Annotated in this window: 23 protein-coding genes and 1 tRNA gene; 4 read left to right on the top strand and 20 right to left on the bottom strand. The window is 63.3% G+C overall.

The features are described 5' to 3' along the window. Nucleotides 1–190: 190 nt before the first annotated feature. From GCU53_RS20355 to leuC, 8 genes are all read right to left on the bottom strand, one after another. Nucleotides 191–811, bottom strand: coding sequence for a phosphoribosylanthranilate isomerase (locus GCU53_RS20355; protein WP_152389989.1), 621 nt, complete (start codon nucleotides 809–811; stop codon nucleotides 191–193). 80 nt (nucleotides 812–891) lie between these two features. Further along, on the bottom strand, nucleotides 892–1,758 hold the full coding sequence (gene truA / locus GCU53_RS20350) for a tRNA pseudouridine(38-40) synthase TruA (RefSeq protein WP_152389208.1): 867 nt from the start codon (nucleotides 1,756–1,758) through the stop codon (nucleotides 892–894). 3 nt (nucleotides 1,759–1,761) lie between these two features. Continuing rightward, nucleotides 1,762–4,659, bottom strand: coding sequence for a motility hub landmark protein FimV (locus GCU53_RS20345; RefSeq protein WP_152389207.1), 2,898 nt, complete (start codon nucleotides 4,657–4,659; stop codon nucleotides 1,762–1,764). A gap of 142 nt (nucleotides 4,660–4,801) precedes the next feature. Continuing rightward, nucleotides 4,802–5,812, bottom strand: coding sequence for an aspartate-semialdehyde dehydrogenase (locus tag GCU53_RS20340; RefSeq protein WP_152389206.1), 1,011 nt, complete (start codon nucleotides 5,810–5,812; stop codon nucleotides 4,802–4,804). 141 nt (nucleotides 5,813–5,953) lie between these two features. After that, nucleotides 5,954–7,066 (bottom strand): aspartate-semialdehyde dehydrogenase, encoded by a 1,113-nt coding sequence (gene asd / locus GCU53_RS20335; RefSeq protein WP_152389205.1) that lies wholly within the window; start codon nucleotides 7,064–7,066, stop codon nucleotides 5,954–5,956. Nucleotides 7,067–7,115: 49 nt separating this feature from the next. Continuing rightward, the gene (leuB, locus tag GCU53_RS20330; RefSeq protein ID WP_152389204.1) at nucleotides 7,116–8,198 is read right to left on the bottom strand and encodes a 3-isopropylmalate dehydrogenase; all 1,083 of its coding nucleotides are present in this window, start codon (nucleotides 8,196–8,198) and stop codon (nucleotides 7,116–7,118) included. A 60-nt stretch (nucleotides 8,199–8,258) separates the two neighbouring features. Continuing rightward, nucleotides 8,259–8,906, bottom strand: coding sequence for a 3-isopropylmalate dehydratase small subunit (gene leuD / locus GCU53_RS20325; RefSeq protein ID WP_152389203.1), 648 nt, complete (start codon nucleotides 8,904–8,906; stop codon nucleotides 8,259–8,261). Between the two features lie 11 nt (nucleotides 8,907–8,917). Further along, entirely contained in the window at nucleotides 8,918–10,342 is a 1,425-nt protein-coding gene (gene leuC / locus GCU53_RS20320; RefSeq protein ID WP_152389202.1) for a 3-isopropylmalate dehydratase large subunit, read from the bottom strand. Nucleotides 10,343–10,512: 170 nt separating this feature from the next. On the opposite strand from leuC, the gene GCU53_RS20315 reads away from it, so the two are divergent. Then, nucleotides 10,513–11,397, top strand: a complete 885-nt coding sequence (locus GCU53_RS20315; RefSeq protein WP_152389201.1) for a LysR family transcriptional regulator — start codon at nucleotides 10,513–10,515, stop codon at nucleotides 11,395–11,397. A 51-nt stretch (nucleotides 11,398–11,448) separates the two neighbouring features. Here the strand turns inward: GCU53_RS20315 and GCU53_RS20310 are convergent, their stop codons facing one another. Continuing rightward, nucleotides 11,449–11,892 (bottom strand): Hsp20 family protein, encoded by a 444-nt coding sequence (locus tag GCU53_RS20310; RefSeq protein WP_152389200.1) that lies wholly within the window; start codon nucleotides 11,890–11,892, stop codon nucleotides 11,449–11,451. Nucleotides 11,893–12,147: 255 nt separating this feature from the next. On the opposite strand from GCU53_RS20310, the gene GCU53_RS20305 reads away from it, so the two are divergent. Then, the gene (locus GCU53_RS20305; protein WP_152389199.1) at nucleotides 12,148–12,294 is read left to right on the top strand and encodes a DUF2474 domain-containing protein; all 147 of its coding nucleotides are present in this window, start codon (nucleotides 12,148–12,150) and stop codon (nucleotides 12,292–12,294) included. 51 nt (nucleotides 12,295–12,345) lie between these two features. Here GCU53_RS20305 and GCU53_RS20300 read toward each other — a convergent pair whose 3' ends face one another. From GCU53_RS20300 to GCU53_RS20255, 10 genes are all read right to left on the bottom strand, one after another. After that, the gene (locus GCU53_RS20300) at nucleotides 12,346–13,335 is read right to left on the bottom strand and encodes a tRNA dihydrouridine synthase (RefSeq protein ID WP_152389198.1); all 990 of its coding nucleotides are present in this window, start codon (nucleotides 13,333–13,335) and stop codon (nucleotides 12,346–12,348) included. A gap of 46 nt (nucleotides 13,336–13,381) precedes the next feature. Continuing rightward, nucleotides 13,382–13,816, bottom strand: coding sequence for an acyl-CoA thioesterase (locus tag GCU53_RS20295; protein WP_208845342.1), 435 nt, complete (start codon nucleotides 13,814–13,816; stop codon nucleotides 13,382–13,384). Next, complete coding sequence (locus GCU53_RS20290) at nucleotides 13,813–14,463, bottom strand: bifunctional 4-hydroxy-2-oxoglutarate aldolase/2-dehydro-3-deoxy-phosphogluconate aldolase (protein WP_152389197.1); 651 nt, start codon at nucleotides 14,461–14,463, stop codon at nucleotides 13,813–13,815. Before GCU53_RS20290 ends, GCU53_RS20295 begins: the two co-directional genes overlap by 4 nt. 22 nt (nucleotides 14,464–14,485) lie before the next feature. Beyond that, a complete protein-coding gene (locus GCU53_RS20285) occupies nucleotides 14,486–14,785 on the bottom strand; it encodes an Hpt domain-containing protein (protein WP_208845530.1) in 300 nt (99 codons plus the stop codon). 54 nt (nucleotides 14,786–14,839) lie between these two features. Continuing rightward, nucleotides 14,840–16,567 carry an ATP-binding SpoIIE family protein phosphatase gene (locus tag GCU53_RS20280; RefSeq protein ID WP_152389195.1) on the bottom strand — a complete coding sequence of 576 codons (1,728 nt, stop codon included), beginning with the start codon at nucleotides 16,565–16,567 and terminating at the stop codon, nucleotides 14,840–14,842. An 8-nt stretch (nucleotides 16,568–16,575) separates the two neighbouring features. Continuing rightward, nucleotides 16,576–16,881: an STAS domain-containing protein gene (locus GCU53_RS20275; RefSeq protein WP_152389194.1), complete on the bottom strand. Its 306-nt coding sequence runs from the start codon at nucleotides 16,879–16,881 to the stop codon at nucleotides 16,576–16,578. A gap of 39 nt (nucleotides 16,882–16,920) precedes the next feature. Further along, complete coding sequence (locus GCU53_RS20270; RefSeq protein ID WP_152389193.1) at nucleotides 16,921–18,426, bottom strand: sigma-54 dependent transcriptional regulator; 1,506 nt, start codon at nucleotides 18,424–18,426, stop codon at nucleotides 16,921–16,923. 306 nt (nucleotides 18,427–18,732) lie between these two features. After that, nucleotides 18,733–19,347 carry a TIGR04282 family arsenosugar biosynthesis glycosyltransferase gene (locus tag GCU53_RS20265; protein ID WP_152389192.1) on the bottom strand — a complete coding sequence of 205 codons (615 nt, stop codon included), beginning with the start codon at nucleotides 19,345–19,347 and terminating at the stop codon, nucleotides 18,733–18,735. A 205-nt stretch (nucleotides 19,348–19,552) separates the two neighbouring features. Then, on the bottom strand, nucleotides 19,553–20,893 hold the full coding sequence (locus GCU53_RS20260) for a glutamine synthetase family protein (RefSeq protein ID WP_152389191.1): 1,341 nt from the start codon (nucleotides 20,891–20,893) through the stop codon (nucleotides 19,553–19,555). A gap of 363 nt (nucleotides 20,894–21,256) precedes the next feature. Next, nucleotides 21,257–21,331 (bottom strand) — tRNA-Arg (locus GCU53_RS20255). A 368-nt stretch (nucleotides 21,332–21,699) separates the two neighbouring features. On the opposite strand from GCU53_RS20255, the gene GCU53_RS20250 reads away from it, so the two are divergent. Continuing rightward, a complete protein-coding gene (locus tag GCU53_RS20250; RefSeq protein WP_152389987.1) occupies nucleotides 21,700–22,038 on the top strand; it encodes an Arc family DNA-binding protein in 339 nt (112 codons plus the stop codon). A 261-nt stretch (nucleotides 22,039–22,299) separates the two neighbouring features. On the opposite strand, the gene mgtE is transcribed toward GCU53_RS20250, so the two are convergent. Further along, nucleotides 22,300–23,742: a magnesium transporter gene (gene mgtE / locus GCU53_RS20245; protein ID WP_152389190.1), complete on the bottom strand. Its 1,443-nt coding sequence runs from the start codon at nucleotides 23,740–23,742 to the stop codon at nucleotides 22,300–22,302. A 309-nt stretch (nucleotides 23,743–24,051) separates the two neighbouring features. Between mgtE and GCU53_RS20240 the strand changes: the two genes are divergently transcribed. Further along, nucleotides 24,052–24,561 (top strand): DUF4124 domain-containing protein, encoded by a 510-nt coding sequence (locus tag GCU53_RS20240; protein WP_208845340.1) that lies wholly within the window; start codon nucleotides 24,052–24,054, stop codon nucleotides 24,559–24,561. Nucleotides 24,562–24,564: the final 3 nt, after the last annotated feature.

Genomic DNA, 24,564 nt, shown 5'->3' with positions numbered 1-24,564 from the left:
CCAGCCAGCAGTTACCTGAGCGACGGGCACCAGACGAGATGGCGCCGTCATGAACAGCAGAACCGATACGCAGCGGAAGGCAGTCTCGCCGCATCGGCAGCTCGCTAATGGACGGTGTTGAATCGTCTGCCGTCACATGGCAGTTCAACCACCCCCTACTCAGCCCGGAAAGCGCAGTCCCTGCTTCCCTTCAGGCGTTGTGTACCTCGCGGATGAAAGCGCGAATCTTCTCGGCATCCTTCACCCCCTTCTCCACCTCGACACCGCCACTGACATCCACCGCATAGGGAGCGACCTGGGCGATTGCGGCACGCACGTTCTGCACGGTCAACCCACCGGCCAGGATCACCGGCTTGGACAGGATTCGCGGTACCAGTGACCAGTCGAAGGACTCCCCGGTTCCCCCCGGCACTCCGGGAACATAAGCATCTAGAAGAATCCCGCTGGCATTGCGGTACTCCAGGCAGCGAGCGGCGATATCCTCTCCTGGACGGACCCTCAGCGCCTTGATATAGGGACGACGATAGCCATCGCAGTCGGCTGACGTTTCATCACCATGAAACTGCAGAAGATCAAGTGGCAACTCATCAAGAATTTCGCTGATTTCGTAACGACTGGCATTGACGAAAAGGCCGACCGTGGTCACGAACGGCGGCAAGGCGGCAGCGATTGCCTTCGCCTGCTGCAGCGTCACTGCCCGCGGACTTTTCGGATAGAACACCAGGCCGATGGCATCGGCGCCGGCCTCGGCGGCCACGAGAGCATCCTCGACCCGGGTAATCCCACAGATTTTGCTGCGAACGGCTGCCAATTTGTCTACACCCAAGGAAAGGTTCCAAATGGTAACAAAAGAAGCTCCCGCTGCAAGCCCGATCGCCCCCGAACAATAAGTCAGCCTTGCCGACAATCCGGCAGGCCCGATAGAAAATGCGGCCCCAGGTAGCGCTGCGGCAGCTCGAACTCCTCCGGATAGTCGACCTGTACCAGATACAAGCCATAGGGATGCGCCGTCACTCCTCCCTTGCGACGCTGGCGGCTCTCCAGCACCTCCTGCCCCCATTCGACGGGACGCTCGCCGGCCCCTATGGTCATCAGCACGCCCGCGATGTTGCGCACCATGTGATGCAGAAAGGCATTGGCCCGAATGTCCAGCACGATCAAGCGGCCATGCTGGATCAACTGAAGGTGATGAATCGTCTTGATCGGCGACTTGGCCTGGCATTGGCTGGCGCGAAAGGCGCTGAAATCATGGCAGCCGACCAGCGCCCGGGCAGCCTGACGCATGCGCTCGATATCGAGCGGCCGGTGATTCCAGGTGACCTCCTCGGACATGTGTGCCGGACGGATCGGGTCGTTGTAGATGACATAGCGATAACGCCGGGCCTTTGCGCTGAAGCGCGCATGGAAATGCGCCGGCATTTCCCGGGCCCAGGTAACGCTGATATCTGCAGGCAGGTTCATGTTGGCGCCCATGGTCCAGGCGTGCATGGTGCGCTCGATGGGAGTATCGAAATGCACAACCTGTCCACTGGCATGCACCAGGGCATCGGTACGCCCGGCACATACCACACTCAGCGGAACACCACCGGCAACCGTGGACAAGGCCGACTCGAGCGCCGACTGTATCGAGGGTACCCTGGGATTCTGGCGCTGGAAACCATGATAGCGAGCGCCCCGGTACTCGAGCCCGAGAGCCACCCTGCAAAAGCCAGCGGCAGCCACTTCGGCTGCCGCTGGCTGTACAATTTCTTCGGTCATCGATCAGGCTAAACGGGCAGACATTTCACGCGCTTCCTGCCGCTGGGCTTCATTCCCTTCACTCAATACTTCTTCAAGAATATCCCGGGCACCCTCGGTGTCGCCCATGTCGATATAGGCGCGAGCCAGATCCAGCTTGGTGGCGATCTCGTCCGCATCGACCAGGAAGTCGAAGTCTTCGCCCTCCTCCAGGCCGCCCAGCGCATGCGTTGCCGGCTGCATGTCGCCGTCGCTCTCTCCCAGCCCTACTGCCAGTTGTTCGAGTTCGACACCCAGCTCGTCCAACTGGACCATGAGGCCCGACGCCTCCTCGTCCGCCGATGCATCATCGGTCGATGGCAACTCGAGCTTTGGAGCGACCAGATCCGAGTCGATGGAGAAATCACCATCAGCAGCCAGCTCGAAGCTGTCGAACAATCCCTCCTCCAGAAGCGCGCTCTCCGAAGAGGCCGTCTCGCCCGATGCTGCGATGGGAGCCTCAAGACTGCCCAGATCCAGGCAGAGAGGATCCTCGCCCCCAACCGAGGCCGGTCCGTCCGGCATATCCAGCTCCAAGGCGAGCCCTTTCAGGTTCAGATCGCCCTCCCGGTCGAAGCCTGTAGCCTCACTGGAGAACTCCAGATCGAACGAGAAGTCCTCGGCCAAAGGCTCCTCCGCCGGCAGAGGCGGCTGTAACGCTTCGTCCAGCGTCAGATCATCCAGGCTCAAGGCGGCATTGCTCTGGGTGGAGCCCTGAAGATCCCTTTCCAATTCGGCTTCCAGATCACCCAGGCTTAGATTGATATCGGCAGCAAAGACGGGGGGACTCGGCTCGGCCTCTTCCGTTACCGAGGGCAAGCCTTTCTTCTCCTCGAGCGCCTCCAGCCCGGCAGCCAGGGCTGCGCCTGACAAGGCTGCGGTGGCGAAACCGGCCATGGCCGGGTACTTCATCCTTAGGTGATCGACTTGGGATTGGGTGCCAGTGATTTCGCGCAGCACCTTTTCCTGACGGGTGAAACCTTCACGATCACCAAGCTCGGCATGCACCTCCATCAGCCTCAGGCGCAGGTCGCTGCGCTTGGGCTCCGCGACGCAGGCAGCCTCCAGCAACTCGGCGGCCTCTCTGAAGCGGCCGTAGGCAATATGCTCCTCGGCGTCACTCAGCACATCCCGATCCCGCCCCCCGGGGATCTCATCCAGCAGAGTGGGCTCGATGGGCGCCCGCGACAAGCCGGTATCCAGCCGGGTATCGACCATGGCCACCTCGTCATCCTCATCCTGGAGATCCGTTTTCTTCGCGGCGCGCCGACGAGCAACCAGCAAGCCAAGCAGCAGCGCTGCCGCGGCACTTCCCCCCAGCGACGGGAGCAACAGCGGACTGCTCAGGATAGAGTCGACCAGGCCCATCGGCTCCGGTACGACAGCCGGCCGCGGCGGTTGCGGAGCCGCCGGCCTGGCCGGTGCAGGCTGCAGCGGGACAGACTGCACTGCCGGCTTATTGGCGAGCGATTCGGCTGCCGGCGGCATGGAGGATGCGACGACGGCCGCCGTCTGGGCGGGAGCCGTCGAGGCGGTTTCGGGCTGGACAGGTACGGAGTCTACCGGCTCTGCCGGAATGGACGCGCCCTCGCTGGAGGATCCAGCCGGCTTCAGGGCAGGAGCGGTGACACTCGCGGCTTCCGGCTGGCTGGGCTCCCTGGATGCCGGTGCGACAACAGCAGCAGGCTCGCCCTGCATTGCGGACGCACTGACAGCAGCCTCGGCAGCGGCTTCGCCAGTCTTGCTCGGCTGAGCCAGATTCGCCTGCAGCTTGGCCAACTGCTCATCCTTCAGTGCTATCAGGCGCTGCAACTTGTCCAACTGGCTCTGCAGATCATCCATGCGGCTCTTCAGCTCGACATTCTCGCGCTGGGTCGCATCGAGATTCTCCTTGGCCAGTGCCAGCTTGTCGGCAGCAGCCTTGCCATCTGCCCCTTGGTCGCTGCCGGCAGCTGCCTTGCCGCTGTCGGCAGCGACCAGACGCAAGCTGTCGCCAGTCTCCACGCGCGCCGGCGCGGCACCAGCCTCGGTGCGGCGAGTCGCATCCAACTGTCGAGCCGAGGCGACGGACGGACGGGAGCGACGCTCGCGCCAGGCTGCGTTCTGCTCGGCAACCTCGGTCAGCGCCTGGCTTGGGGAACGACGACGAATCTGCTGTTCATCAGGCAGGCGCAATACCTGTCCGCTCACCAGCCGGTTGATGTTGCCATCGAGAAAGGCCTGCGGATTCAGATCCTGGATTGCCAGCATGGTCTGATGAATGGTGCCCGAGGTCTTCACACGCTCGGCGACCTTCCACAACGTATCGTTAGTGGCGGTCCTGTACTCCTTGGCCGGCGTGCCGGCAGCCTCCGGGTTGGGAGAAGCCGGCCGGGTGGCCTTGGCCGGAGGTACTGTAGCGGCTGCCGGAGCACGCGAGACGACACCGGCCTGCTGCTCCGTCAAGGGCTTCTGCGCGGCGGACATGGCCGTCTGCGATGAATACAGCGGCGGATCGAGCAACAGCGTGTATTCACGCAACAGCCGACCGCTGGGCCAGAGAACCTCCACCAGGAAATTCAGATAGGGTTCGCGCACCGGCTTGGTGGAGGTCACCCGAATGACACTCTTGCCATTGGGTCTGATTATTGGCGTGAACTTCAGATCGCTCAGAAAATATTGACGATCGACACCCGCCTTATTGAACTCTTCGGGAGAGGCAAGGGTCGGGATGACTTCCTCTGAATCAATATCACGCGCCTCCAGCAGTTCGATTTCGGCAACCAGGGGCTGATTCAGCGCAGAACGCAGGGTCACCTCTCCAAGGCCCAATGCATGGGCTACGCCCGAAGACAGCGCCGAGGCCGCCGCGATTGCCAGTGCCAGTTTGCGAACCCGAACCATAACGCTTCCCTTGAGTGATTTCCCGAGCAGAGAAAGGAGCCTGATACTTGATACCCCGCGCACCTTGATTGCGCCCGGCCGCACGCCGGCTACATCAGTTGTGCCACGCAGTAATAGGTCTTCGAATGCGGGTCAGTATCTTTTAGAGACCCTGTTTTATCAATAACTCGGCCAGTTGCACGGCATTAAGTGCGGAGCCTTTCCGCACGTTATCTGACGTAATCCACAAATTGAGTTCGCATGCGTCATCCACTCCAGTGCGCACTCGACCGACATAGGCAACATCCTGTCCGACCGCATCTCCGATCACCGTCGGACAATCGTCCGGCTCGATCAGTTCAAGGCCCGGTGCCTGCTGCAGAGCAGCCTGCACGGCAGGCAGGTCGATCGCCTGCGACGCCTGAACGGCAAGGCTCAGGCTGTCACCGAAGAATACCGGCGCCATCACGCAGGTGACGGCAACCTTCAGCTCCGGCACCTCCAGAACCTGCCTCAGCTCCTCGACCAAACGTCTCTCCAGTCTGGCATGCCCTGCCGCATCGGTCTCGCCGACCCTGCCCAGCAGATTGAAAGCGATCTGCCGGTCGAAGAGGCGTGGCTCGAGCGGACGCCCATTGAGCAATTCAGTGGTCTGTCTGGCCAACTCCGCCACTCCCGCGCGACCAAGGCTGGACACCGGCAGACAGGCCGTCACCCCCAGATGCCGCCACTGTACAAGCGGGCGCAACGGTGCCAGCGCCAGCACCATAGCGACCGCCGGGGAGGCCGGACTGCTCAACTGCCAAGGAGCCTCGAGCCCCTGCAGCACATGGGGATTGATCTCTGCCACCACCCGAGGCGCCTGCCGCAGCGGCAGGCCACCGCTCAGGTCGATCAGCGCACAGCCGGCGGCCCGGGCCTGTGACGCATATTGCCGGGTCACGGCCTCGCCGGCAGCGAAGAAGACCAGGCGCACCCGGCCGAAATCGAAGGCTTCGACATTCCCGACCCGCAGATTCCGCTCCCTGAAGGATACCGACTTGCCTGCGGAAGCCGCACTGGCCAGCAGGTGCAGTTGGCCGACCGGGAAGCCGCGCTCTTCGAGAATTTCGACGAGCGCTGTGCCGACGGTGCCCGTGGCACCGACTACGGCGATATCGATGACTGAACTCATAAGGACTCTCCTGAAACGGAAGCGCACTCTAGGCGTAGATCAAGAGCAGGCAGACGGCGACTCGCCACAAAGGGGGGCATAACGAAAAGCGCCGCGGTATTGCCGCGGCGCTTTTCGTCTGCCCCGAAGATCGGAAAGCCGTCAACGCTCCAGCAGGATACGCAGCATGCGCCGCAGCGGCTCGGCCGCGCCCCACAGCAACTGGTCGCCGACAGTGAAGGCCCCCAGGTACTGCGAGCCCATGTTGAGCTTGCGCAGGCGCCCGACGGGAACCGTCAGGGTACCGGTGATCGCCGCCGGGCTCAGCTCCTGCATGCTGGCTTCGCGATGGTTCGGCACCAGCCTCACCCAGGGATTGTGCTGGCTGATCAGCCCCTCGATGTCGGCGATCGGCACGTCCTTGTTCAGCTTGATGGTCAGCGCCTGGCTATGGCAGCGCATCGCGCCGACCCGCACGCAGATGCCGTCGACCGGGATCGGGTTCTTGATGCGACCGAGAATCTTGTTGGTCTCGGCCTGCCCTTTCCACTCCTCACGGCTCTGGCCGTTGGGCAGCTCCTTGTCGATGTAGGGGATGAGGCTGCCGGCCAGCGGCACACCGAAGTGATCCACCGGAAACTCGGCGCTGCGCTGAACTTCGGCGACCTTGCGGTCGATCTCGAGGATGGCGCTGGCCGGATCGGCCAGTTCGTTGGCCACCGCCGCATTGATGGTCCCCATCTGACGGATCAGTTCACGCATGTTCTGCGCGCCGGCTCCGGAAGCGGCCTGATAGGTCATGGCGCTCATCCACTCGACCAGGCCGGCCTCGTAGAGACCGCCCAAGGCCATCAGCATCAGGCTGACGGTACAGTTGCCGCCGATGTAGTTCTTGACGCCGGCATCCAGCGACTGGTCAATCACCCGACGGTTGACCGGATCCAGCACGATGACTGCATCGTCGGCCATGCGCAGGCTGGAGGCCGCGTCGATCCAGTAGCCCTGCCAGCCGGCCTCGCGCAGCTTGGGGAAGACTTCGCTGGTGTAGTCGCCGCCCTGGCAGGTGATGATCGCATCGAGACTCTTCAGCTCCTCGATGCTGTAGGCATCCTTCAGCGGCGCGGTTTCCTTGCCGATCGCCGGCCCTTGGCCGCCCACGCTGGAGGTGGTGAAGAACACCGGCTCGATCAGGTCGAAGTCCCGCTCTTCCAGCATTCGCTGCATGAGCACGGAACCGACCATGCCGCGCCAACCGATCAGACCTACACGTTTCATTGCAACTGCACCTGTATAGAAGTGGCCCGCATAAAGGCGAGCCGAAAGCTTACAACTTGGCGAGCGCCGCGACTACCGCATCGCCCATCTCGGTCGTACCGACCTTCCGGCAGCCTTCCGACCAGATGTCGCCGGTACGCAGCCCCTGGTCCAGCACGTTGCTGACCGCCTGCTCGATGGCATTGACCGCCTCGGTCTGGCCGAAGCTGTACCGCAGCATCATCGACACCGAGAGGATGGTGGCCAGCGGGTTGGCGATACCCTTGCCGGCGATGTCCGGCGCACTGCCGTGGCACGGCTCGTACATGCCCTTGTTGTTGGCATCCAGCGAGGCCGACGGCAACATGCCGATCGAGCCGGTGAGCATGGAGGCTTCGTCCGACAGGATGTCGCCGAACATGTTGTCGGTGACGATCACGTCGAACTGCTTGGGCGCACGCACCAGCTGCATGGCGGCGTTGTCGACGTACATGTGCGACAGCTCGACATCCGGGTAGTCCTTGGCAACCTCCTCGACCACCGCGCGCCACAGCTGGCTGGAGGCCAGCACGTTGGCCTTGTCCACCGAGCACAGTTTCCGGTTGCGCACGCGGGCCATGTCGAAACCGACCCTGGCGATGCGCCGGATCTCGCTCTCGCTGTACGGCAGGGTGTCGTAGGCCATGCGCTCGCCGCTCTCCAACACCTTGGTTTCGCGCGGCTGGCCGAAGTAGATGCCGCCGGTCAGCTCGCGGACGATGAGGATGTCCAAGCCGGCGACCACTTCCGGCTTGAGGGTGGAAGCCTCGGCCAACTGCGGGTAGAGCAGCGCCGGGCGCAGGTTGCCGAACAGGCCCAGCTGCGAGCGGATTTTCAGCAGGCCGCGCTCAGGACGGATGGCCGGATCGATGGTGTCCCACTTCGGACCGCCGACGGCGCCGAGCAGGATGGCATCGGCGGCACGGGCACGCTCCAGGGTTTCGTCGGCCAGCGGCACACCGTACTTGTCGACGGCAGCGCCACCCAGCTCGTCGTAGCTCAGCACGAAGCCCAGCTGGTACTTCTCGTTGGCCAGCTGCAGGACCTTGACCGCTTCGGCCATGATTTCCGGGCCGATGCCGTCGCCCGGAAGAACCAGAATCTGCTTGCTCATTGCATGTCCTTGAATGTCGAACCCTGGGAGCGGATCGAAGCCGCCCCCAGTGGAAAGGGATTACTTGATAGCGCCGAACAGCCAGGGGCTGGTCTGTTTGTGCTTTTCCTCGAACGCGCGGATGGCATCGGCATCCTGCAGGGTCAGGCCGATGTCGTCCAGGCCGTTGAGCAGGCAGTGCTTGCGGAAAGGATCGATCTCGAAGGACAGCACCTTGCCGTCCGGACGGGTCACGGTCTGCGCGGCCAGATCAACGGTCAGCTGGTAGCCCTCGCTCGCCTCGCACTGCTTGAACAGCTCGTCCACCTCCGCCTCCGGCAGGATGATCGGCAAGAGGCCATTCTTGAAGCTGTTGTTGAAGAAGATATCGGCGAAGCTCGGCGCGATCACCGTGCGGAAGCCGTACTCCTCCAGCGCCCAGGGGGCGTGCTCGCGGCTCGAGCCGCAGCCGAAGTTCTCGCGGGCCAGCAGCACGCTGGCACCCTGGTAGCGCGGCAGGTTCAGCACAAAGTCCTTGTTCAGCGGACGGCCCGAACAATCCTGCCCCGGCTGACCGACGTCCAGATAGCGCCACTCGTCGAACAGGTTGGGACCGAAGCCGGTGCGCTTGATCGACTTGAGAAATTGCTTGGGAATGATTTGATCGGTATCGACATTCGCGCGATCGAGAGGCGCGACCAGACCGGTGTGTTGAGTAAAGGCTTTCATCGGTTATTTCCTCAGGCCTGGAGCATTTCACGCACATCGACGAAGTGGCCGGCGACCGCCGCGGCGGCAGCCATGGCCGGACTGACCAGATGGGTACGCCCGCCGGCGCCCTGACGCCCCTCGAAGTTGCGGTTGGAGGTGGAAGCGCAGTGCTCGCCGCTCTCCAGGCGATCCGGGTTCATCGCCAGGCACATGGAGCAACCCGGTTCGCGCCACTCGAAGCCGGCTTCGGTGAAGATCTTGTCCAGGCCTTCCTTCTCCGCCTGCTCCTTGACCAGTCCGGAGCCCGGCACCACCAGTGCCTGCTTGACGCTCGCAGCGACCCTGCGGCCCTTGGCCACCTCGGCGGCGGCACGCAGGTCCTCGATCCGCGAGTTGGTGCAGGAGCCGATGAACACGCGGTCGACCTTGATCTCGCCGATCGGCTGGTTGGCCGAGAGCCCCATGTATTTCAGGGCGCGGACGATGGAGTCGCGCTTGACCGGATCGCTCTCGAGGGCCGGATCCGGCACGCGCTCGTCGACTGGCAGAACCATCTCCGGCGAGGTGCCCCAGGTGACCTGCGGCTTGATCTCTTCGGCCTTCAGCTCGACGATGGTGTCGAACTTGGCGTCGACATCGGACACCAGCTCACTCCACTGGGCGACCGCCTTGTCCCAGTCGGCACCCTTCGGCGCATAGGGACGGTCCTTGACGTATTCGATGGTCTTCTCGTCGACCGCCACCATGCCGACTCGGGCACCGGCCTCGATGGCCATGTTGCAGAGGGTCATGCGGCCCTCCATGGATAGCTCGCGGATGGCGCTGCCGGCGAACTCCAGGGCGTGGCCGGTGCCGCCGGCAGTGCCGATCTTGCCGATCACGGCGAGCACGATGTCCTTGGCGCTGACGCCGAAGGGCAGCCTGCCCTCCACCCGCACCTGCATGTTCTTCATTTTCTTGGCGACCAGGCATTGGGTGGCGAGCACATGCTCCACCTCGGAAGTGCCGATGCCGTGGGCCAGCGCGCCGAAGGCGCCGTGGGTGGAGGTGTGCGAGTCGCCGCAGACCACGGTCATGCCCGGCAGGGTGGCGCCCTGCTCCGGGCCGACCACGTGGACGATACCCTGGCGTGGATCGTTCATCTTGAATTCGACGATGCCGAACTCGTCGCAGTTCTCGTCCAGGGTCTGCACCTGGATGCGCGAGGTTTCGTCGGCGATGGCGGCAACCCCCGACTGGCGATCCTGGGTGGTCGGCACGTTGTGGTCCGGCGTGGCGATGTTGGCATCCACGCGCCACGGCTTGCGCCCTGCCAGACGCAGCCCCTCGAAGGCCTGCGGCGAGGTCACCTCGTGGAGAATCTGGCGATCGATGTAGATCAGCGACGAACCATCGTCGCGCCGCTTCACTTCATGCATGTCCCAGAGCTTGTCGTAGAGCGTTTTGCCGGCCATCGGACTTTCCTCATCAGTTTCTCTGCAGGGGCAACCGCCCCCATGCGTGGAGGGGGATGCTAGGGACTTGCAGGGAATAACTCAAATTCATATTTTTTATCCACGGCATTCCCGAAAGGAATGCAAAGACGCCCCATCAGTCCGCCTTCGCCTGCTCAGGAGTCCTCCGGATGGATCTCGCCAGCCTCAATGCCTTTATCGCCGTCGCCGAAACCGGCAGCTTCTCCGAAGCCGGCGAACGCCTGCACCTGACCCAGCCTGCGGTGAGCAAGCGCATCGCCGCACTGGAACAGCAGCTTCAGGTGCGCCTGTTCGACCGCCTCGGCCGCGAGGTGAGGCTGACCGAGGCGGGCCGGGCACTGCTGCCGCGAGCTTACCGGATCCTCAGCGTGCTGGAGGACACCCGGCGGGCGCTGAACAACCTCAACGGCGACGTCAGCGGTCGGCTGACCCTGGCGACCAGTCATCACATCGGCCTGCACCGCCTGCCACCGCTGCTGCGCACCTTCACCCGCGCCCATCCGCAGGTGGCGCTGGACATCCGCTTCCTCGATTCGGAAGTGGCCTACGAGGAGATTCTTCACGGCCGCGCCGAACTGGCGGTGATCACCCTGGCGCCGGAAACGGCGGCGCCGGTGCGGGCAGTGAAGGTCTGGGACGATCCGCTGGATTTCGTCGCCGCCCCGGAGCACCCGCTGGCGCGCAACGCCGAGGTGAGCCTGGCCGACGTTGCCTGCCACCCGGCGGTTTTCCCCGGCGGCAACACCTTCACCCACCATATCGTCCGGCGCCTGTTCGAGCGCGAGGGGTTGACGCCCAGCATTGCCATGAGCACCAACTACCTGGAGACGATCAAGATGATGGTCTCCATCGGCATCGCCTGGAGCGTGCTGCCGCGTACCATGCTGGACAATCAGGTGAAATCGCTGACGCTGCCCGGTATCCGCCTGTCGCGCCAGCTCGGCTACATCCTGCATACCGAGCGGACCCTGTCCAATGCGGCGCGGGCCTTCATGGCGCTGCTCGACGGCGCGCGCGAGGCGCCCTCTTCCTGAACAACGAAAAGGGGGCGCCGATGGCGCCCCCTTTTCCAATAGCGGTACCGCTCAGTTTTCCAGTGCCGGTCGCTCGGTGCTGATCGGAATGCGCTTGGGCTTGGCCTCCTCCGGGACGATGCGCACCAGCGCGATGCTCAGCAGGCCGTTGCGCAGCTCGGCCCCCTTGACTTCGATATGGTCGACCAGACGGAACGACAGCTTGAAGGCGCGCTGGGCGATGCCCTGGTGCAGGTAGGTGACATCCCGGGATGTGTTCTCGCGCTTGCCGCCGCTGACGGTCAGCACCCCGCGCTCGACCTGCAGCTCCAGATCGGACTCCTGGAAACCGGCGGCCGCAATCACGATGCGGTACTGGTCATCGCCGTGCTTCTCGATGTTGTAGGGCGGATAGGAGCTGCCGGCCTCGTTGCGCAGGGCGGACTCGAACAGGTCGTTGAAGCGGTCGAAACCAATGGATTGGCGGAACAGAGGGGCCATGGAAAGAGCAGTCATCGTCAGTCTCCCGAGCAATCAGCGAGTGTTGTGTCGCGGGACCCGACTTCGGCATCCCACACGCCACGAGATGGAGCCCGTCTGGAGAATTTCAAGAGACGAAAGCGGTTTTTTCGGCGCCTGCTCTGCAGGGGGAAGCCGGCCAGACATGGAAAGGTACCATCGACCGGACGACAAGCGCCGGCCCTCTTCCAAGCGTGACCTGACCATACTGCGTATTTCGGGAAGAAGATCCGAAGGCAGGAGTGATCCGCCATGAAATTCCGAAGCCACCGTCAAGACGCGAGATGGCCGCGCCGGATCCTCTGGCTCGTGGTGATCTGGGGCGCCAGCGTGCTCTGTCTGGGCGGGATTGCCTATGGACTGCGTCTGCTCATGCGGGCCGCGGGCATGACAACCTAGCAGGGCCCTGACGATCAGCCACCCGCCCGGCCTCGGGAGGCCGTCGCCCTTTCAGAACGCTGCGCAGGGCTCCGGCACCGTTGGAGAAGCGCCGTGCAGCTCCACGCCCAGCCGGACATCCAGCCGCGCGCAGTCGTTCTCCCGGCGCAGTTCGGCGAACAGTGAGGCCGCCTCCGGATAGCTGCGCGCCAGCATGCCCAGCCACTGCTTGAGCCGGCCCGGCGCATAGCGCGGCGCGACCCGCCGCCGGGCACGCAGCCAGAACTCGCTCACCAGCGGCTGCACCTCGCCCCAGCCCAGCGGCTCGGGCGCGCGCCCGGCGCGGATTGCGGCGATCTGCCGGGCCAGATCGGGGCGTGAAACCAGCCCGCGGCCGAGCATGACATCCTCCACCCCGCTGATCTGCCGACAGCGCTGCCAGTCCTCCAGTGTCCAGATCTCGCCATTGGCATACACCGGCACGGCAACCACCTCCTGCACCCGCGCTACCCACTCCCAGTGGGCTGGTGGCCGGTAGCCCTCGACCTTGGTCCGCGCATGCACTACCAGCTGCGCGGCGCCGCCCTCGACCAGTGCGCGGGCGCACTCCAGGGCGCCCTCGGGCCGGGTATAGCCCAGGCGCATCTTGGCGGTCACCGGCACATGGGCCGGCACGGCACGGCGCACCTCGCGGACGATGGCATGCAGCAGTCCCGGCTCGTCGAGCAACACCGCGCCGCCCCGCGAGCGGTTCACTGTCTTCGCCGGACAGCCGAAATTGAGATCGATCACCGGCGCACCCAGTTCGGCAGCCAGCGCCGCATTCTCGGCCAGGCACACGGGATCGGAGCCGAGCAATTGCAGATGCATCGGTGTGCCGGCCCGGGTCCGCCAGCCATGCCGCATCTCCGGAGCCAGTTTCTCGAACTGGGCGACCGGCAACAGACGATCGCAGACCCGGACGAACTCGGTCACGCACCAGTCGATGCCGCCAACGCGGGTCAGCAGGTCACGAAGCAGTTCGTCGACCAATCCCTCCATGGGAGCCAGGGCGATTTGCATGGGAGAGGTTTCCGGCAAGGATCGGACAGAAGGCAGGGAGAAACAGTTAGACGTCGATCAGCGCTCTACCGTAACGCTCCATGAAGGCCTCCGGCATCCGCCGGGGCCTGCCACTGGAGAGTTCGATGCAGGCGAAGGTGGTCTGCGCACTCAACAGGGTGACACCGTCGGCCGGGCGCAGCAGTTGAAAGCGACGGGTCATCTTCAGCCCTCGATGCGACTCGACGACCCAGGTTCCCATCTGCAGACGCTCGCCCAGACGTGCGCTCGCCAGATAGTCGATCTCGTGACGCAGGACCGCCATCGCCCGATCCAGGCGCCGATACTCGTCCAGCCCCAGGCCCAGACTCTGCGAATGGCGCCAGGCGCAGTCCTCCAGCCAGCCGACGTAGACCACGTTGTTGACGTGGCCAAGGCCGTCGATGTGCGCCGGCAGCACCTCGATGTCGATGACGAAGGGCGCAGGCCACCGCCAGCTCAAGAATGGTGCTCCAGACTGGCTGCCTGCTCGCAGGCCTCGCGGGCGAGCTGGGTGATCTGGTCCCAGGCGCGGGCGCGGATCAGGCTGGCGGGTGCGACCCAGGTCCCCCCCACGCAGGCGACGTTGGGCAGGCCGAGGAAACTCAGCAGATTGTCCGGCGTCACCCCGCCGGTGGGACAGAAGCGGATGCCGCTGAAAGGCTCCTTGAAGCTCTTCAGCATCTTCACGCTGGTGGTGCCGTTGGCTGGGAACAGCTTCAGCGAGCGATAGCCGAACTCCAGGGCATGCAGAACCTCCGAGGGCGTCATCACGCCCGGCAGGTAGGGCAGCCGGCAATCGTCTGCGGCTGCCGCCAGACGTTGGGTGCAGCCGGGACTGACGACGAACTGCGCGCCGGCATCACGAGCTTCGAGGAATTGCTCGCTGTGGATCAGGGTGCCGGCACCGACCAACAGGTCCGGCAACGCCTGACGGATCGCCGCCAGCGCATCCAGGGCACGGGGGGTACGCAGCGTCACCTCCAATACCTGGATGCCACCTGCGTGCAGCGCCCGCGCCAGGTCCACCGCCAGCGCGGCGTCTTCGATCACCAGTACCGGGAGCACGGGGCGCGCACGCTGCAGCACCGCATCCATCGTCATGGTCATGTTCTTCTCTCCAGCTGGGGCGTCACGGATGACGCTGTCGTTCGGACTCGATCAGGGTGCGAATGATGGCGAATTCCTGTTCCGCCTGCGCCAGCAGGGCGGACACCGGCGTCAGCTCGCCGGTGCGGGCCTGGTCCTCGAGCAGTCGGCACAGCTCGGCCAGCCGGGGCGCCCCCATGTTGCCGCAGCTGCCCTTGAAGCTGTGCGCGGCTCGACGCAGGGCCTCGGCATCCCGGGCATCATGAGCCTGGCGCAGGGCATGCAGGCGGGCTTCGGAGTCGCTCAGGAAGGTATCCAGCAGGAGCGGATACTCGTCCTCCATGACCTCCTGCAGAAGCGCCTGAACGGTAGGATCGAGATGCTCGGACACGCCAAGTCACTCCTGAACCAAGGGGCGGTCCGTGGGATTATGCCGAGCAGGCCAGGAAAACTCCACGCACACGCTGCGACCGTCCGGCGCCCAACTGCAGCAGTCGGCCAGCTGGCGCACCAGCCTCAGGCCACGCCCGCTCAAGTGCTCGGCCGACGCGTGCCGCTCCAGCATGCGCTGTACATCGAAGCCCGGACCGCTGTCCTCGACGCGGATGCTCAGGCGCCCACCTTCGCCCTCCGGACGCAGGTCGAGATGGAACCGCACATAGCCGTCGGACAGGTTGGCCAGTCGCGTGCGGCGCTCCCGGTAGTACTCGGCGAAACCCTGGGCATCGCGCTTGAGCGACGAGTCCAGGCCCATCACGCCATGCTCCAGGGCATTGGAGTAGAGTTCGGCGAGCACCGTGTAGAGCACGCTGCCCTGCACGCGCAGCTCCTGCACTTCGAGCAGCAGTTGCAGCAGATAGGGCAGCGGATTGAAGCGCTTGAGGGTTTCGGCACGAAATTCGAAGCTGATCGACCAATCCAGCGGAGAGTTTTGCCCAGTGTCGGAGAAGATCAACGGCGAATGCGGCAGCTGTCCCTCCTCCATGAGGCTGACCTCGATCAGGCTGACGTCGTCCTGAGCCTCGCCGCGAAAATCGCTGAGCGCCTGCTGGATCTCACCGAACAGCAGATCCGGCTGACGGTTGAGATCGAATACCTTGAGCAGCCGCTCCTCGCCGAAAGATTCCCCCCCCAGGTTGCACGCTTCCAGTACTCCATCGGAAAGCAGAAAGATCCGGTCGCCCGCCTCCATGGGGTAGATCTCGTATCGATCGTCGAAGCACGATGCATCGAGGATGCCCAGCGGCAGGTGACGGGACCGCAGGGGAATCCGCTCGCCACTGCTGCCACGCCGGAGATAGCCATCGGGAAGGCCGCCGTTCCAGACCTCCACCACCCGCCGCTGGAAACTCAGATTGAGCATCACGGCGCAGCAGAACACTCCCACCGGCAGGATGCGCTTGAGCTTGGCGTTCATCTCGCGAAGGATTTCCGCCAGCGAATAACCCTTGGCGGTCATGCTGTAGAAGACCTCGGCCAGGGGCATCGCGCCGATCGCCGCCGGCAGACCGTGTCCGGTGAAGTCGCCGAGCAGCACGTGCATGCCGCCGGAGGGCTTGAAGGCTGCCAGCAACAGGTCGCCGTTGAACAGGGCGTAGGGCGACTGCAGGTAGCGGATGTTCGGCGCATTGAGGCAGCCGGAATGCGCCACCTTGTCGAACACCGCCTTGGCTACCCGCTGTTCGTTGAGCAGATGTTCGTTGTGCCGGGCGATCAGGTCGCGCTGCTCCAGCACCGTGGCCTGCAGCCGGCGCAGGCGGTCCATGGCCTTGATCTTGGCATCCAGAATGACGCTGTTGTAGGGCTTGGCGATAAAGTCGTCGCCCCCGACCTCCAGGCACTGAACCAGCGCCTCGCTCTCGGTCAGCGAGGTGAGGAAGATGATCGGCACCAGCTCCTCGCCGGCCATCTGCTTGATGCGCCGGGCAGCCTCGAAGCCGTCCATCACCGGCATCAGGGCGTCCATCAGCACCATGTGCGGACGCTCGCGGGCAAATATCATGATCGCCTCGAGGCCGTTTCCGGCAGTCAGCACGCGATAGCCCTGACGGCCGACGATGGTCGCCAGCAGCATCCGGTCCGCGGGGCTGTCCTCGGCGATCAGGATGCATAGGGTCGACTGCACAGGAAGGCCTAGGCGATGTGAAAGAGCTGTTCGAAATTGGAGATCGAGAGGATCTTGCGCACATCCGGACTGCAGTGGATCAGGCGGATCTGCGCCCGCTCGCCGCCGGCATGATCACGCAGCAGCAGGAGCATGCCGAGCGCCGAGCTGTCCAGGTAGGTCGCGCCCTGCAGGTCGACGACATAGCGCTTCGGAGTGATGTTCACCCGCTCGTAGGCGTCCCGGAATTCCTGGTGGGCGCCGAAGTCGAAGCGCCCCTGGATGAAAATGGTCAACTCTTGTCCATCTGCCGAAGGCTGCGAAGTGATAGCCATACGGTGCTCCTCAGGTAGGTGTCGTCGCTGCAGCGAGGTTTAACACTCGGTTCCCGGCGGAGCAACCGCCGGGCAATGACCGGAGCCTGCGGCATTCTCCGGAACCGTTTGATCGTCGCCCTCCTCGCGCCGGCTCATGCCGTACTTGCGCATCTTCTCCACCAGTGTGGTACGGCGGATGCGCAGGCGTTCGGCGGCACGCGCCACCACGCCGGCAGAATCGTCCAGCGCCTGCTGGATGAGCGTCTGCTCGAGGGCAGCCAGATAATCCTTCAGGTCCAGCCCCTCCGGCGGCAGCAGGGCAAGGCTGCTCGGGTCCGGCATGCCGATCTCGAATACCCCGCCCTCGTCGCCCTGCTCGTCCTCGCCCTCGATATGGCGGTATTTCTTCGGCAGTTCCTGCACACCGATGACGCCATAGGGATGCATGATCGACATCCGCTCCACCAGATTGGCCAGCTCGCGCAGATTGCCCGGCCAATCATGCCGACACAGGGACATGATCGCCGCCGAATTGAAGCGGATGGACCCCAGCTTGTCATGCTCCAGCCGTGCGATCAGTTCGTTCAACAAAAGCGGAAGATCCTCCACACGCTCGCGCAGGGGCGGCATCTCGATGGGAAAGACACTGAGTCGGTAGTAAAGATCCTCGCGGAAGCTGCCCTCACCGACCATCGCCTCGAGATTCTTGTGGCTTGCGGCAATGATCCGCACATCGATGCTCTGTGCCTGCGTGCTGCCCAGGCGTTCGAATGCGCCCCCCTTCAGCACGTGCAGCAGTCGGGCCTGGATCGGCAGCGGCATGGCATCGATTTCCTCGAGGAACAGGACGCCGCCCTGGGCCAGTTCGAGACGCCCGGCATGGCTGCCGAGAGCACCGCTGAAGGCTCCCCTCTCATGCCCGAACAGCTCGCTCTCGAGCAGTTCGGCTGCAATGGCGCTGCAATTGAGCGGCACGAAGGGGGCATCGCGGCGCCTGGAATGATAGTGCAGGTTGCGCGCTACCACCTCCTTGCCGGTTCCGGACTCGCCCTGCAACAGCACGCAGGCATCGGTATCGACCACCTGCTGCAACAACTGGCGCACCTGCTGAATCGCTCGACTGGTACCGACCAGACTGCGAAACAGGTTGGGTTCGCGCGACAGGCCTCGTCCCTGGCCGGGCATCACGCGATAGACCTGGGCACGGTGCAGGGAGTCGAGCAGCTTGTTGTAGGAAGGCGGTGTCTCCAGGCTGGCCAGCACCTGGCGACGCACCTCCTTGGGCCAGTCTGACGGCGGATGCCGACCGAGCAGCAGCACGGGCAGCGTCTCGTCCCAGCCACGAAGCGACTTGATCAGTTCGAGCTCTCCACCTTGCGCCTCGACCGCTCCCAGCAGCACGCACAGCAATGCCTGGCTGGAGACCAGCGACTCGACCTGCTCCCTCCACTCGGCACTGGCGCAGGCCAGGTACTGCTCGTCGAGGAAATCGAGGATGACCGACATGTCCCTGCGTCGGTCGCGGTCATCGTCGATCAGAAGAATTTTAGTGTCACGCCACATGTTGTCGGATATCTGAACTGGAAAAGGCTTCAGGGAGCACCATCGCAGATCGCAGCGTGCCAGTCTGCCCGCTATCGAGATTGCCATGGCATCGAATCGAGGAGCGCGCATCCTGCGCACGCGACGGCGGAACTCCGACAGAGCGGACAGCGAGCCGCCAAGGAGCGATCCTGCGTTCGAGACAAGCCGTGGGAAAATCCAGCCCATGCCCGGATACGCTTGAACGAGTATCCGCATTCTACAAAGGATGCCCCTCGCTCGATAGCTATGGCATGGCCTGTGGGCCACAGGCGGTGGCCCGCAACCTCAACTCAGGCGAATGCCCAGCTCGGCCAGACGCAACAGATCCTCGGGCCCCTCCACCTCCCACAGCCGAGGCAGCAGGCAGTGCCTCCAGCCCAGTTGGCGCAAGCGCTCGCAGGTGACAGGCAGGACCTCCTCGCACCCCCAGGGAATGGCTTCGAACAGCAAGGGGTCGACCCGGCGCAGCCCCAGCAGGACATAGTCGCCGCGCTCGGCCGGCCCGAGCACCACATCCCGCTCGTGCAGCGCCTCGCAGGCAGCATGCAGATAGTCGCCGTCCAGCGCAGGGCTGTCGTTGCCGATCAGAATTACCGCATCCGTGGTACAAAGACCGAGAGTGGCGATGCGGCGCATCCGCTCGCCCAGATCGCCCGCCGGCTGTTCGACGACGGCCCAGCCGCAGGCTTCCGCCATGGAGCTCAAGGCCTCGTCAGGGCCCTCGTCGAGCCAGAGGAACCGATCCTGAAAGCCATCCATCGGCAGGTGCAAGGCGCGCTCCACCAGCAGACGCTGCAGATCGCACGCGCCATCTTCGCCCAGAGCAGGGATCAGGCGAGGCTTCACCTGGCCGGGCGCCAGAGCGTGAGCCAGCAAATGCAAGGAAATCGACAGGCTCATGCCAGGTTCCCCCTCGTGCGCCCGGTTGATCACCAGGCTGCCGCGTCATGCCACAAGGCCAAGCACAAATGCTGCATTTTTCATACAGTACCCCTGATTTCCCATTCTTCACAGCGTGGCGCTCACCGGCGCTGATCGACGGCACCCCTCTTTTGCAAAAGGAGCAGCGAAGAGAGCGGCAGGAGGCAGGAGATCTGCCAGGAGCTCAGACCTGGCTTGCCAGAACGCGCCGCTCCCAAGGACTGATCTCGTCGAGAAAATCCATCAGCTCCAGGCGCTTGCTGGCGATGTAGCCCTCGATGAACTCTTCGCCGAACAACTCCCGGGCCAGTTGGCTGTGCTTAAGCCGATCCAGCGCAACCGGCATGCTGCTCGGCAGGGCCAGACTTTCCGGCACCTGAAATTCGCCTTGCAACGGCGCACTCGGCTCTACCTGCTGCTGCAGCCCGAGCAGACCGGCAGCCAGGCTGGCGGCGATAGCCAGATAGGGATTGGCATCCGCGCCTGGCAGGCGGTTCTCGACCCGCCGCGCGGCCGCCGGGCTGGCTGGAATACGCAGCCCTGCCGTACGGTTGTCATGGGACCAGCAGGCGTTGTTCGGCGAAGCATAGGGATGGCATAGCCGCTGGTAGGAATTGACGTGCGGGGCAAACAGCAAGGTGAGATCGGCAAGCGCTCGTTGCTGCCCGCCAATGAAGTAACGGAAGGCCGGGGTCGGTTCGCCATGTGCGTCGCTGAACAGGTTCCTGCCGCTACCCTGCTCCACCACGCTCTGATGGATATGCATGGAGCTTCCAGGAGCACCAGCCAGTGGCTTGGCCATGCAGACCACCATCAGCCCGTGCCTGAGCGCCACCTCCCGGAGCAGATGCTTGAACAGGAACGTCTGGTCGGCCAGTAGCAAGGGCTCGCCATGCAGCAGGTTGATCTCGAACTGGCTGACCCCCATTTCGTGCATGAAAGTGTCCCGAGGCAGGTCGAGCGCCGCCATGCAGCGATAGACATCCTCGAAGAAGGGCCGCAAGCCGTTGCTGGAGGACACGCTGAAGGCCGAGAAACCGGTTTCTCGCCGACCATCGAGTCCGATCGGCGGCTGGAAAGGCAACTGTGGATCGCCATGCGGAGCGAAGACGAAGAACTCCAGCTCGGTGGCCACCACCGGTTGCCAGCTCCGGCGAGCATAGGCGGCCAGAACGCGCTTGAGCAGAGTGCGGGTCGACAAGGGCGACCCCCCTCCCTTCAGCTCTTCGGCATCGCAGATCGCCAGAGCCCGGGGCCGCTCGCACCAGGGGACAAGATGGAGCTGCCGTGGGTCGGGAATGAGGAGCAGGTCGCCATCGTCGCTGCCATAAAAGCGAGTCGGCGGATAGCCACCCATGATGCACTGAAGCAGAACCCCGCGGGCCATTTGCAGGCGCTGCCCTTCGAGAAAGCCCCTGGCGGTCATCACCTTGCCACGCGGCACCCCGTTGAGATCGGGAGTGACGCACTCGACCTCTTCGACGCCGACCAGACGCTCGGCAAGCGGCTGCTGAGGCTTGATCATGACGGGTCTCCCCTTCCACGGCGTTTCGTACACAGTACGCAGCCGCCGGTGAGGAGTTCAAGCTGTCCAAGCCTCCTCGAAAGTCAAGCCGTCTTCTTGCCAACCAAGGGATGCCCCCGTGCATAAGCCGCAGGCGTTCGATGGCGATGACCGGTGCATCCTCAATGGATGGCTGCTCCCGGCAGAGGTCCGAGCATGGAGCCTGCGCCCGGGTGGCGACTGCATACCCACAGTGCTTGAAGCTTGCCACTCATCGTCATCCAAGCCGCTCAAGATATTATTTCGCTATCATGGCTATCGGATTCAGGAGCAGGAACTGGCTCGCCTGCCGAGCCAAGGAAACCATGGCCGGCAATCGAGAGGTGGCGCCCCCTGCTGGAGTCGAACCAGCATCTAGCCCTTAGGAGGGGCTTGTTCTATCCATTGAACTAAGGGGACGTGCAGAGAAATCATCGAATCTTGCGTACTTCTGCCTACTCAGAAGCACTCTCGCCAGGCTTTCGATCACGTGACCGAGCAACAGCGATGAGGCGGCATTCTAGCCATGAAAACGCCCTTTGTCATGCATGCTGCGTAAAAACGAAGACAGCCACGGAACAACAGGCCATTCACGCAGTCGACTCTTGGGCTTGGCGCAGAGCGGCCGCGCAGGGAATCCGATGTCGATGGAACATGCAAATCGGCTGCGCTCGATCAATTGATTCAAACATTGAAAAGAGTGAACCACTGCAACGAGCCGAGGTCATACCGAAAACACCCTTGCAAGCTAATTGCCAGCACTCTATAACAACTCACCGGTCGAAACTATGCAACCTATGAAACAGGCAATCTACTCCAGCCGCACAGCTGACAAATTCGTCGTTCGTCTACCCGATGGCATGCGTGAGCGTATCGCAGATGTGGCACGCAACCATCATCGCAGCATGAACTCGGAAATCATTGCCCGCCTGGAGCAAAGCCTGCTTCAGGAAGACGCCTTGGGCGACGACCTGAGCCTGCGCCTGGACAGCCCCGAGCTTTCCCTGCACGAACGGGAGCTGCTACAGCGCTTCCGGCAGTTGACCCGACGCCAGCAGAATGCCTTGGTCGCCCTGATTGCGCAGGACAGCGAACTCGCGACCGAAGGCATGACCGCCGAGCAATAGCCGCATGAGCGATATGTGCAGCCTTCAGCCGAAGGCTTTGGCTGAATCGTCGGAAGCTGACGCAGGAAACAGGCCTATGCCCATAGGCCTGTTTTTCAACACGCCTGCCATACAGCGCCTCGATTACCAGCCTTGACCCACCTCTTTTCGCCACCCGGCCCGCAATCGGCCGCAGCCCCTCTTCTGAGGCCACTCTGCCGCCCGAGCCCAGCCAGCTCTGACGGACACTCCCTCGCCCTACACCGACTCAAAGACACCGACTCAAAGCAAGAACAAGGTGGCCAATCCCAGGAAGATGAAGAAACCGCCACTGTCCGTCATGGCCGTGATCATCACACTGGCACCCATGGCCGGATCGCGCCCGAGTCTGGCCAACGTCATGGGAATCAACACCCCCATCAGGGCGGCCATCAGCAGATTCAGGGTCATTGCGCCCGTCATTACCGCAGCCAGCGACCAACTTCCATAAAGAATGCCCGCCACCATGCCGATCACCCCGCCCCAGACCAGCCCGTTGATCAGCGCCACCCCAAGCTCCTTGATCAACAAACGGGCCGTATTTCCCGTATTGATCTGCCCCAGAGCCATGGCACGAACGATCATGGTGATCGTCTGGTTGCCGGAGTTGCCACCGATGCCCGCGACGATCGGCATCAGCGCCGCCAAAGCCACCAGCTTCTCGATGGAGTTCTCGAACAGACCGATCACGCGCGAAGCGACGAAGGCGGTGACCAGATTCACCGCAAGCCATGCCCAGCGGTTGCCGACCGACTTCCACACCGAGGCGAAGATATCCTCCTCCTCACGCAAGCCGGCCATGTTCAGCACTTCGCTCTCACCTTCCTCACGGATCAGATCGACCATGGCATCAATGGTCAGACGACCGATCAGCTTGCCATCCCTGTCCACCACGGGCGCCGAGACCAGATCATAACGCTCGAAGGCCTGGGCGGCATCGTAGGCATCCTCTTCGGGATGAAAGCACACAGGATCGAGCGCCATGACTTCGGAGACCTGTCGCTCGGGGTCGCTGACCAGCAGACGCTTGATCGGCAATACGCCTTTCAGCATCCCGTCATAATCCACCACAAACAGCTTGTCGGTGTGTCCAGGCAGCTCCTTCAGGCGCCGCAGATAGCGCAATACCACTTCCAGGCTGACGTCTTCGCGGATGGTAACCATCTCGAAATCCATCAGCGCGCCAACCTGATCCTCTTCATAGGAGAGCGCCGAGCGCACCCTCTCACGCTGCTGAGCATCGAGGGACTCCATCAGCTCGTAGACCACATCCCGCGGCAGCTCGTGGGCCAGGTCCGCAAGCTCATCGGCTCCCAGCTCCCTGGCAGCAGCGATCAGCTCGTGATCATCCATGTCAGCGATCAGCGATTCGCGGACTGCATCGGACACTTCAAGAAGGATGTCGCCGTCACGCTCGGCCTTGACCAGCTGCCAGACACTCAGGCGCTCGCCAAGAGGAAGGGCTTCGAGGATATAGGCGATGTCTGCAGGATGAAGCTCGTCGAGTTTGCGCTGCAGCTCCGCCAGGTTTTGCCGGTGCACCAGGTTCTCGACCAGATCATGGTGCGCTCCCTCCTGGCGATGAGTCAGGTGCTCAACCAGCTTGTGCCGGTGCAGCAGGTCCACAACTTGAGCGAGACGCTCCTGCAGACTTTCCTGCTGTTTCTTGGCTTCAACTTCAGTCATGGCAGGCTCCACCCCCAGCAGCGGAGCACGCCAAGGGCATCAATCAGTCAATACGCGATTGCACGAATCGGTTTTGAAGTAACTACTGGGTAAGTCCATGGTGGGTTTCCACAAGCCCCGGCGGGGCTGACGAGCGCCATGATAACACCGCCTGACAGCTTTGCACTCGTCAGAATGCTGGTCAGAACAAGTGCTTGCGATGCGAACTTCCGCTCAATCTCACCGCACGGCACCTGCGACGAGACCCGAGACACACCCACATATACCGACAGGCGCTAGCCTGTTGCCTCACGTCAAGGAGGACAGCCCGTGAACGGATCGCTGATAAAAGCGTCGACAACTGCACTTCTACTTTGCTCTGCATTTCAACTCGTCGCCTCGCCCATATATCGCTGCACAACCCCAGGTGGCCACATTACCTTTACCCACCACGGCTGCACTGCAGAACAGCAGCAACAATTGCAGAATGCCTTCAACGCCACTCCCGGCGATGGCAGCCCGATACCCATGGCAAGCCCACCCCCAAACCACAGGCTTCGCACGGCGCAGCAGGACAACTCCCAAGAGCTGACCATAGTCGGCCAGCAAGAGGATGGTTGCGGCAATCGCATCACAGGACGAGAACGCCGCGAAGCGATGCTCAAAAAGCAGATGCGCTCAGGCATGCCTCGTTCGGATGTGGAAAGCGCCCTTGGAAAACCAGACAGGATCTCCAGCCGCAACGGCCGAACCAGCTACCACTATCGCGACAACGAGGGCAATACCCGACAGATCGACTTCGATGAACACGGCTGCATCAGCATCAAGGGCCGAAAATGAAAA

The sequence above is a fragment of the Azotobacter salinestris genome (assembly GCF_009363155.1).
Lineage (GTDB): Bacteria > Pseudomonadota > Gammaproteobacteria > Pseudomonadales > Pseudomonadaceae > Azotobacter > Azotobacter salinestris.
Note: the sequence above shows the minus strand (reverse complement) of the source record. Positions and strands in the feature narration are given on the sequence as shown.

Excerpts from the sequence above, each read along its gene's own strand:
- GCU53_RS20270 (WP_152389193.1), bottom strand. The coding sequence starts at position 18,426 with ATGTGGCGTGACACTAAAATTCTTCTGATCGACGATGACCGCGACCGA.
- leuB (WP_152389204.1), bottom strand. The coding sequence starts at position 8,198 with ATGAGCAAGCAGATTCTGGTTCTTCCGGGCGACGGCATCGGCCCGGAA.
- GCU53_RS20305 (WP_152389199.1), top strand. The coding sequence starts at position 12,148 with ATGAAATTCCGAAGCCACCGTCAAGACGCGAGATGGCCGCGCCGGATC.
- GCU53_RS20315 (WP_152389201.1), top strand. The coding sequence starts at position 10,513 with ATGGATCTCGCCAGCCTCAATGCCTTTATCGCCGTCGCCGAAACCGGC.
- GCU53_RS20265 (WP_152389192.1), bottom strand. The coding sequence starts at position 19,347 with ATGAGCCTGTCGATTTCCTTGCATTTGCTGGCTCACGCTCTGGCGCCC.
- leuC (WP_152389202.1), bottom strand. The coding sequence starts at position 10,342 with ATGGCCGGCAAAACGCTCTACGACAAGCTCTGGGACATGCATGAAGTG.
- GCU53_RS20290 (WP_152389197.1), bottom strand. The coding sequence starts at position 14,463 with ATGACCATGACGATGGATGCGGTGCTGCAGCGTGCGCGCCCCGTGCTC.
- truA (WP_152389208.1), bottom strand. The coding sequence starts at position 1,758 with ATGACCGAAGAAATTGTACAGCCAGCGGCAGCCGAAGTGGCTGCCGCT.
- GCU53_RS20300 (WP_152389198.1), bottom strand. The coding sequence starts at position 13,335 with ATGCAAATCGCCCTGGCTCCCATGGAGGGATTGGTCGACGAACTGCTT.
- leuD (WP_152389203.1), bottom strand. The coding sequence starts at position 8,906 with ATGAAAGCCTTTACTCAACACACCGGTCTGGTCGCGCCTCTCGATCGC.
- GCU53_RS20275 (WP_152389194.1), bottom strand. The coding sequence starts at position 16,881 with ATGGCTATCACTTCGCAGCCTTCGGCAGATGGACAAGAGTTGACCATT.
- GCU53_RS20260 (WP_152389191.1), bottom strand. The coding sequence starts at position 20,893 with ATGATCAAGCCTCAGCAGCCGCTTGCCGAGCGTCTGGTCGGCGTCGAA.
- GCU53_RS20250 (WP_152389987.1), top strand. The coding sequence starts at position 21,700 with ATGCAACCTATGAAACAGGCAATCTACTCCAGCCGCACAGCTGACAAA.
- GCU53_RS20285 (WP_208845530.1), bottom strand. The coding sequence starts at position 14,785 with ATGGAGGACGAGTATCCGCTCCTGCTGGATACCTTCCTGAGCGACTCC.
- GCU53_RS20345 (WP_152389207.1), bottom strand. The coding sequence starts at position 4,659 with ATGGTTCGGGTTCGCAAACTGGCACTGGCAATCGCGGCGGCCTCGGCG.
- mgtE (WP_152389190.1), bottom strand. The coding sequence starts at position 23,742 with ATGACTGAAGTTGAAGCCAAGAAACAGCAGGAAAGTCTGCAGGAGCGT.
- GCU53_RS20340 (WP_152389206.1), bottom strand. The coding sequence starts at position 5,812 with ATGAGTTCAGTCATCGATATCGCCGTAGTCGGTGCCACGGGCACCGTC.
- asd (WP_152389205.1), bottom strand. The coding sequence starts at position 7,066 with ATGAAACGTGTAGGTCTGATCGGTTGGCGCGGCATGGTCGGTTCCGTG.
- GCU53_RS20310 (WP_152389200.1), bottom strand. The coding sequence starts at position 11,892 with ATGACTGCTCTTTCCATGGCCCCTCTGTTCCGCCAATCCATTGGTTTC.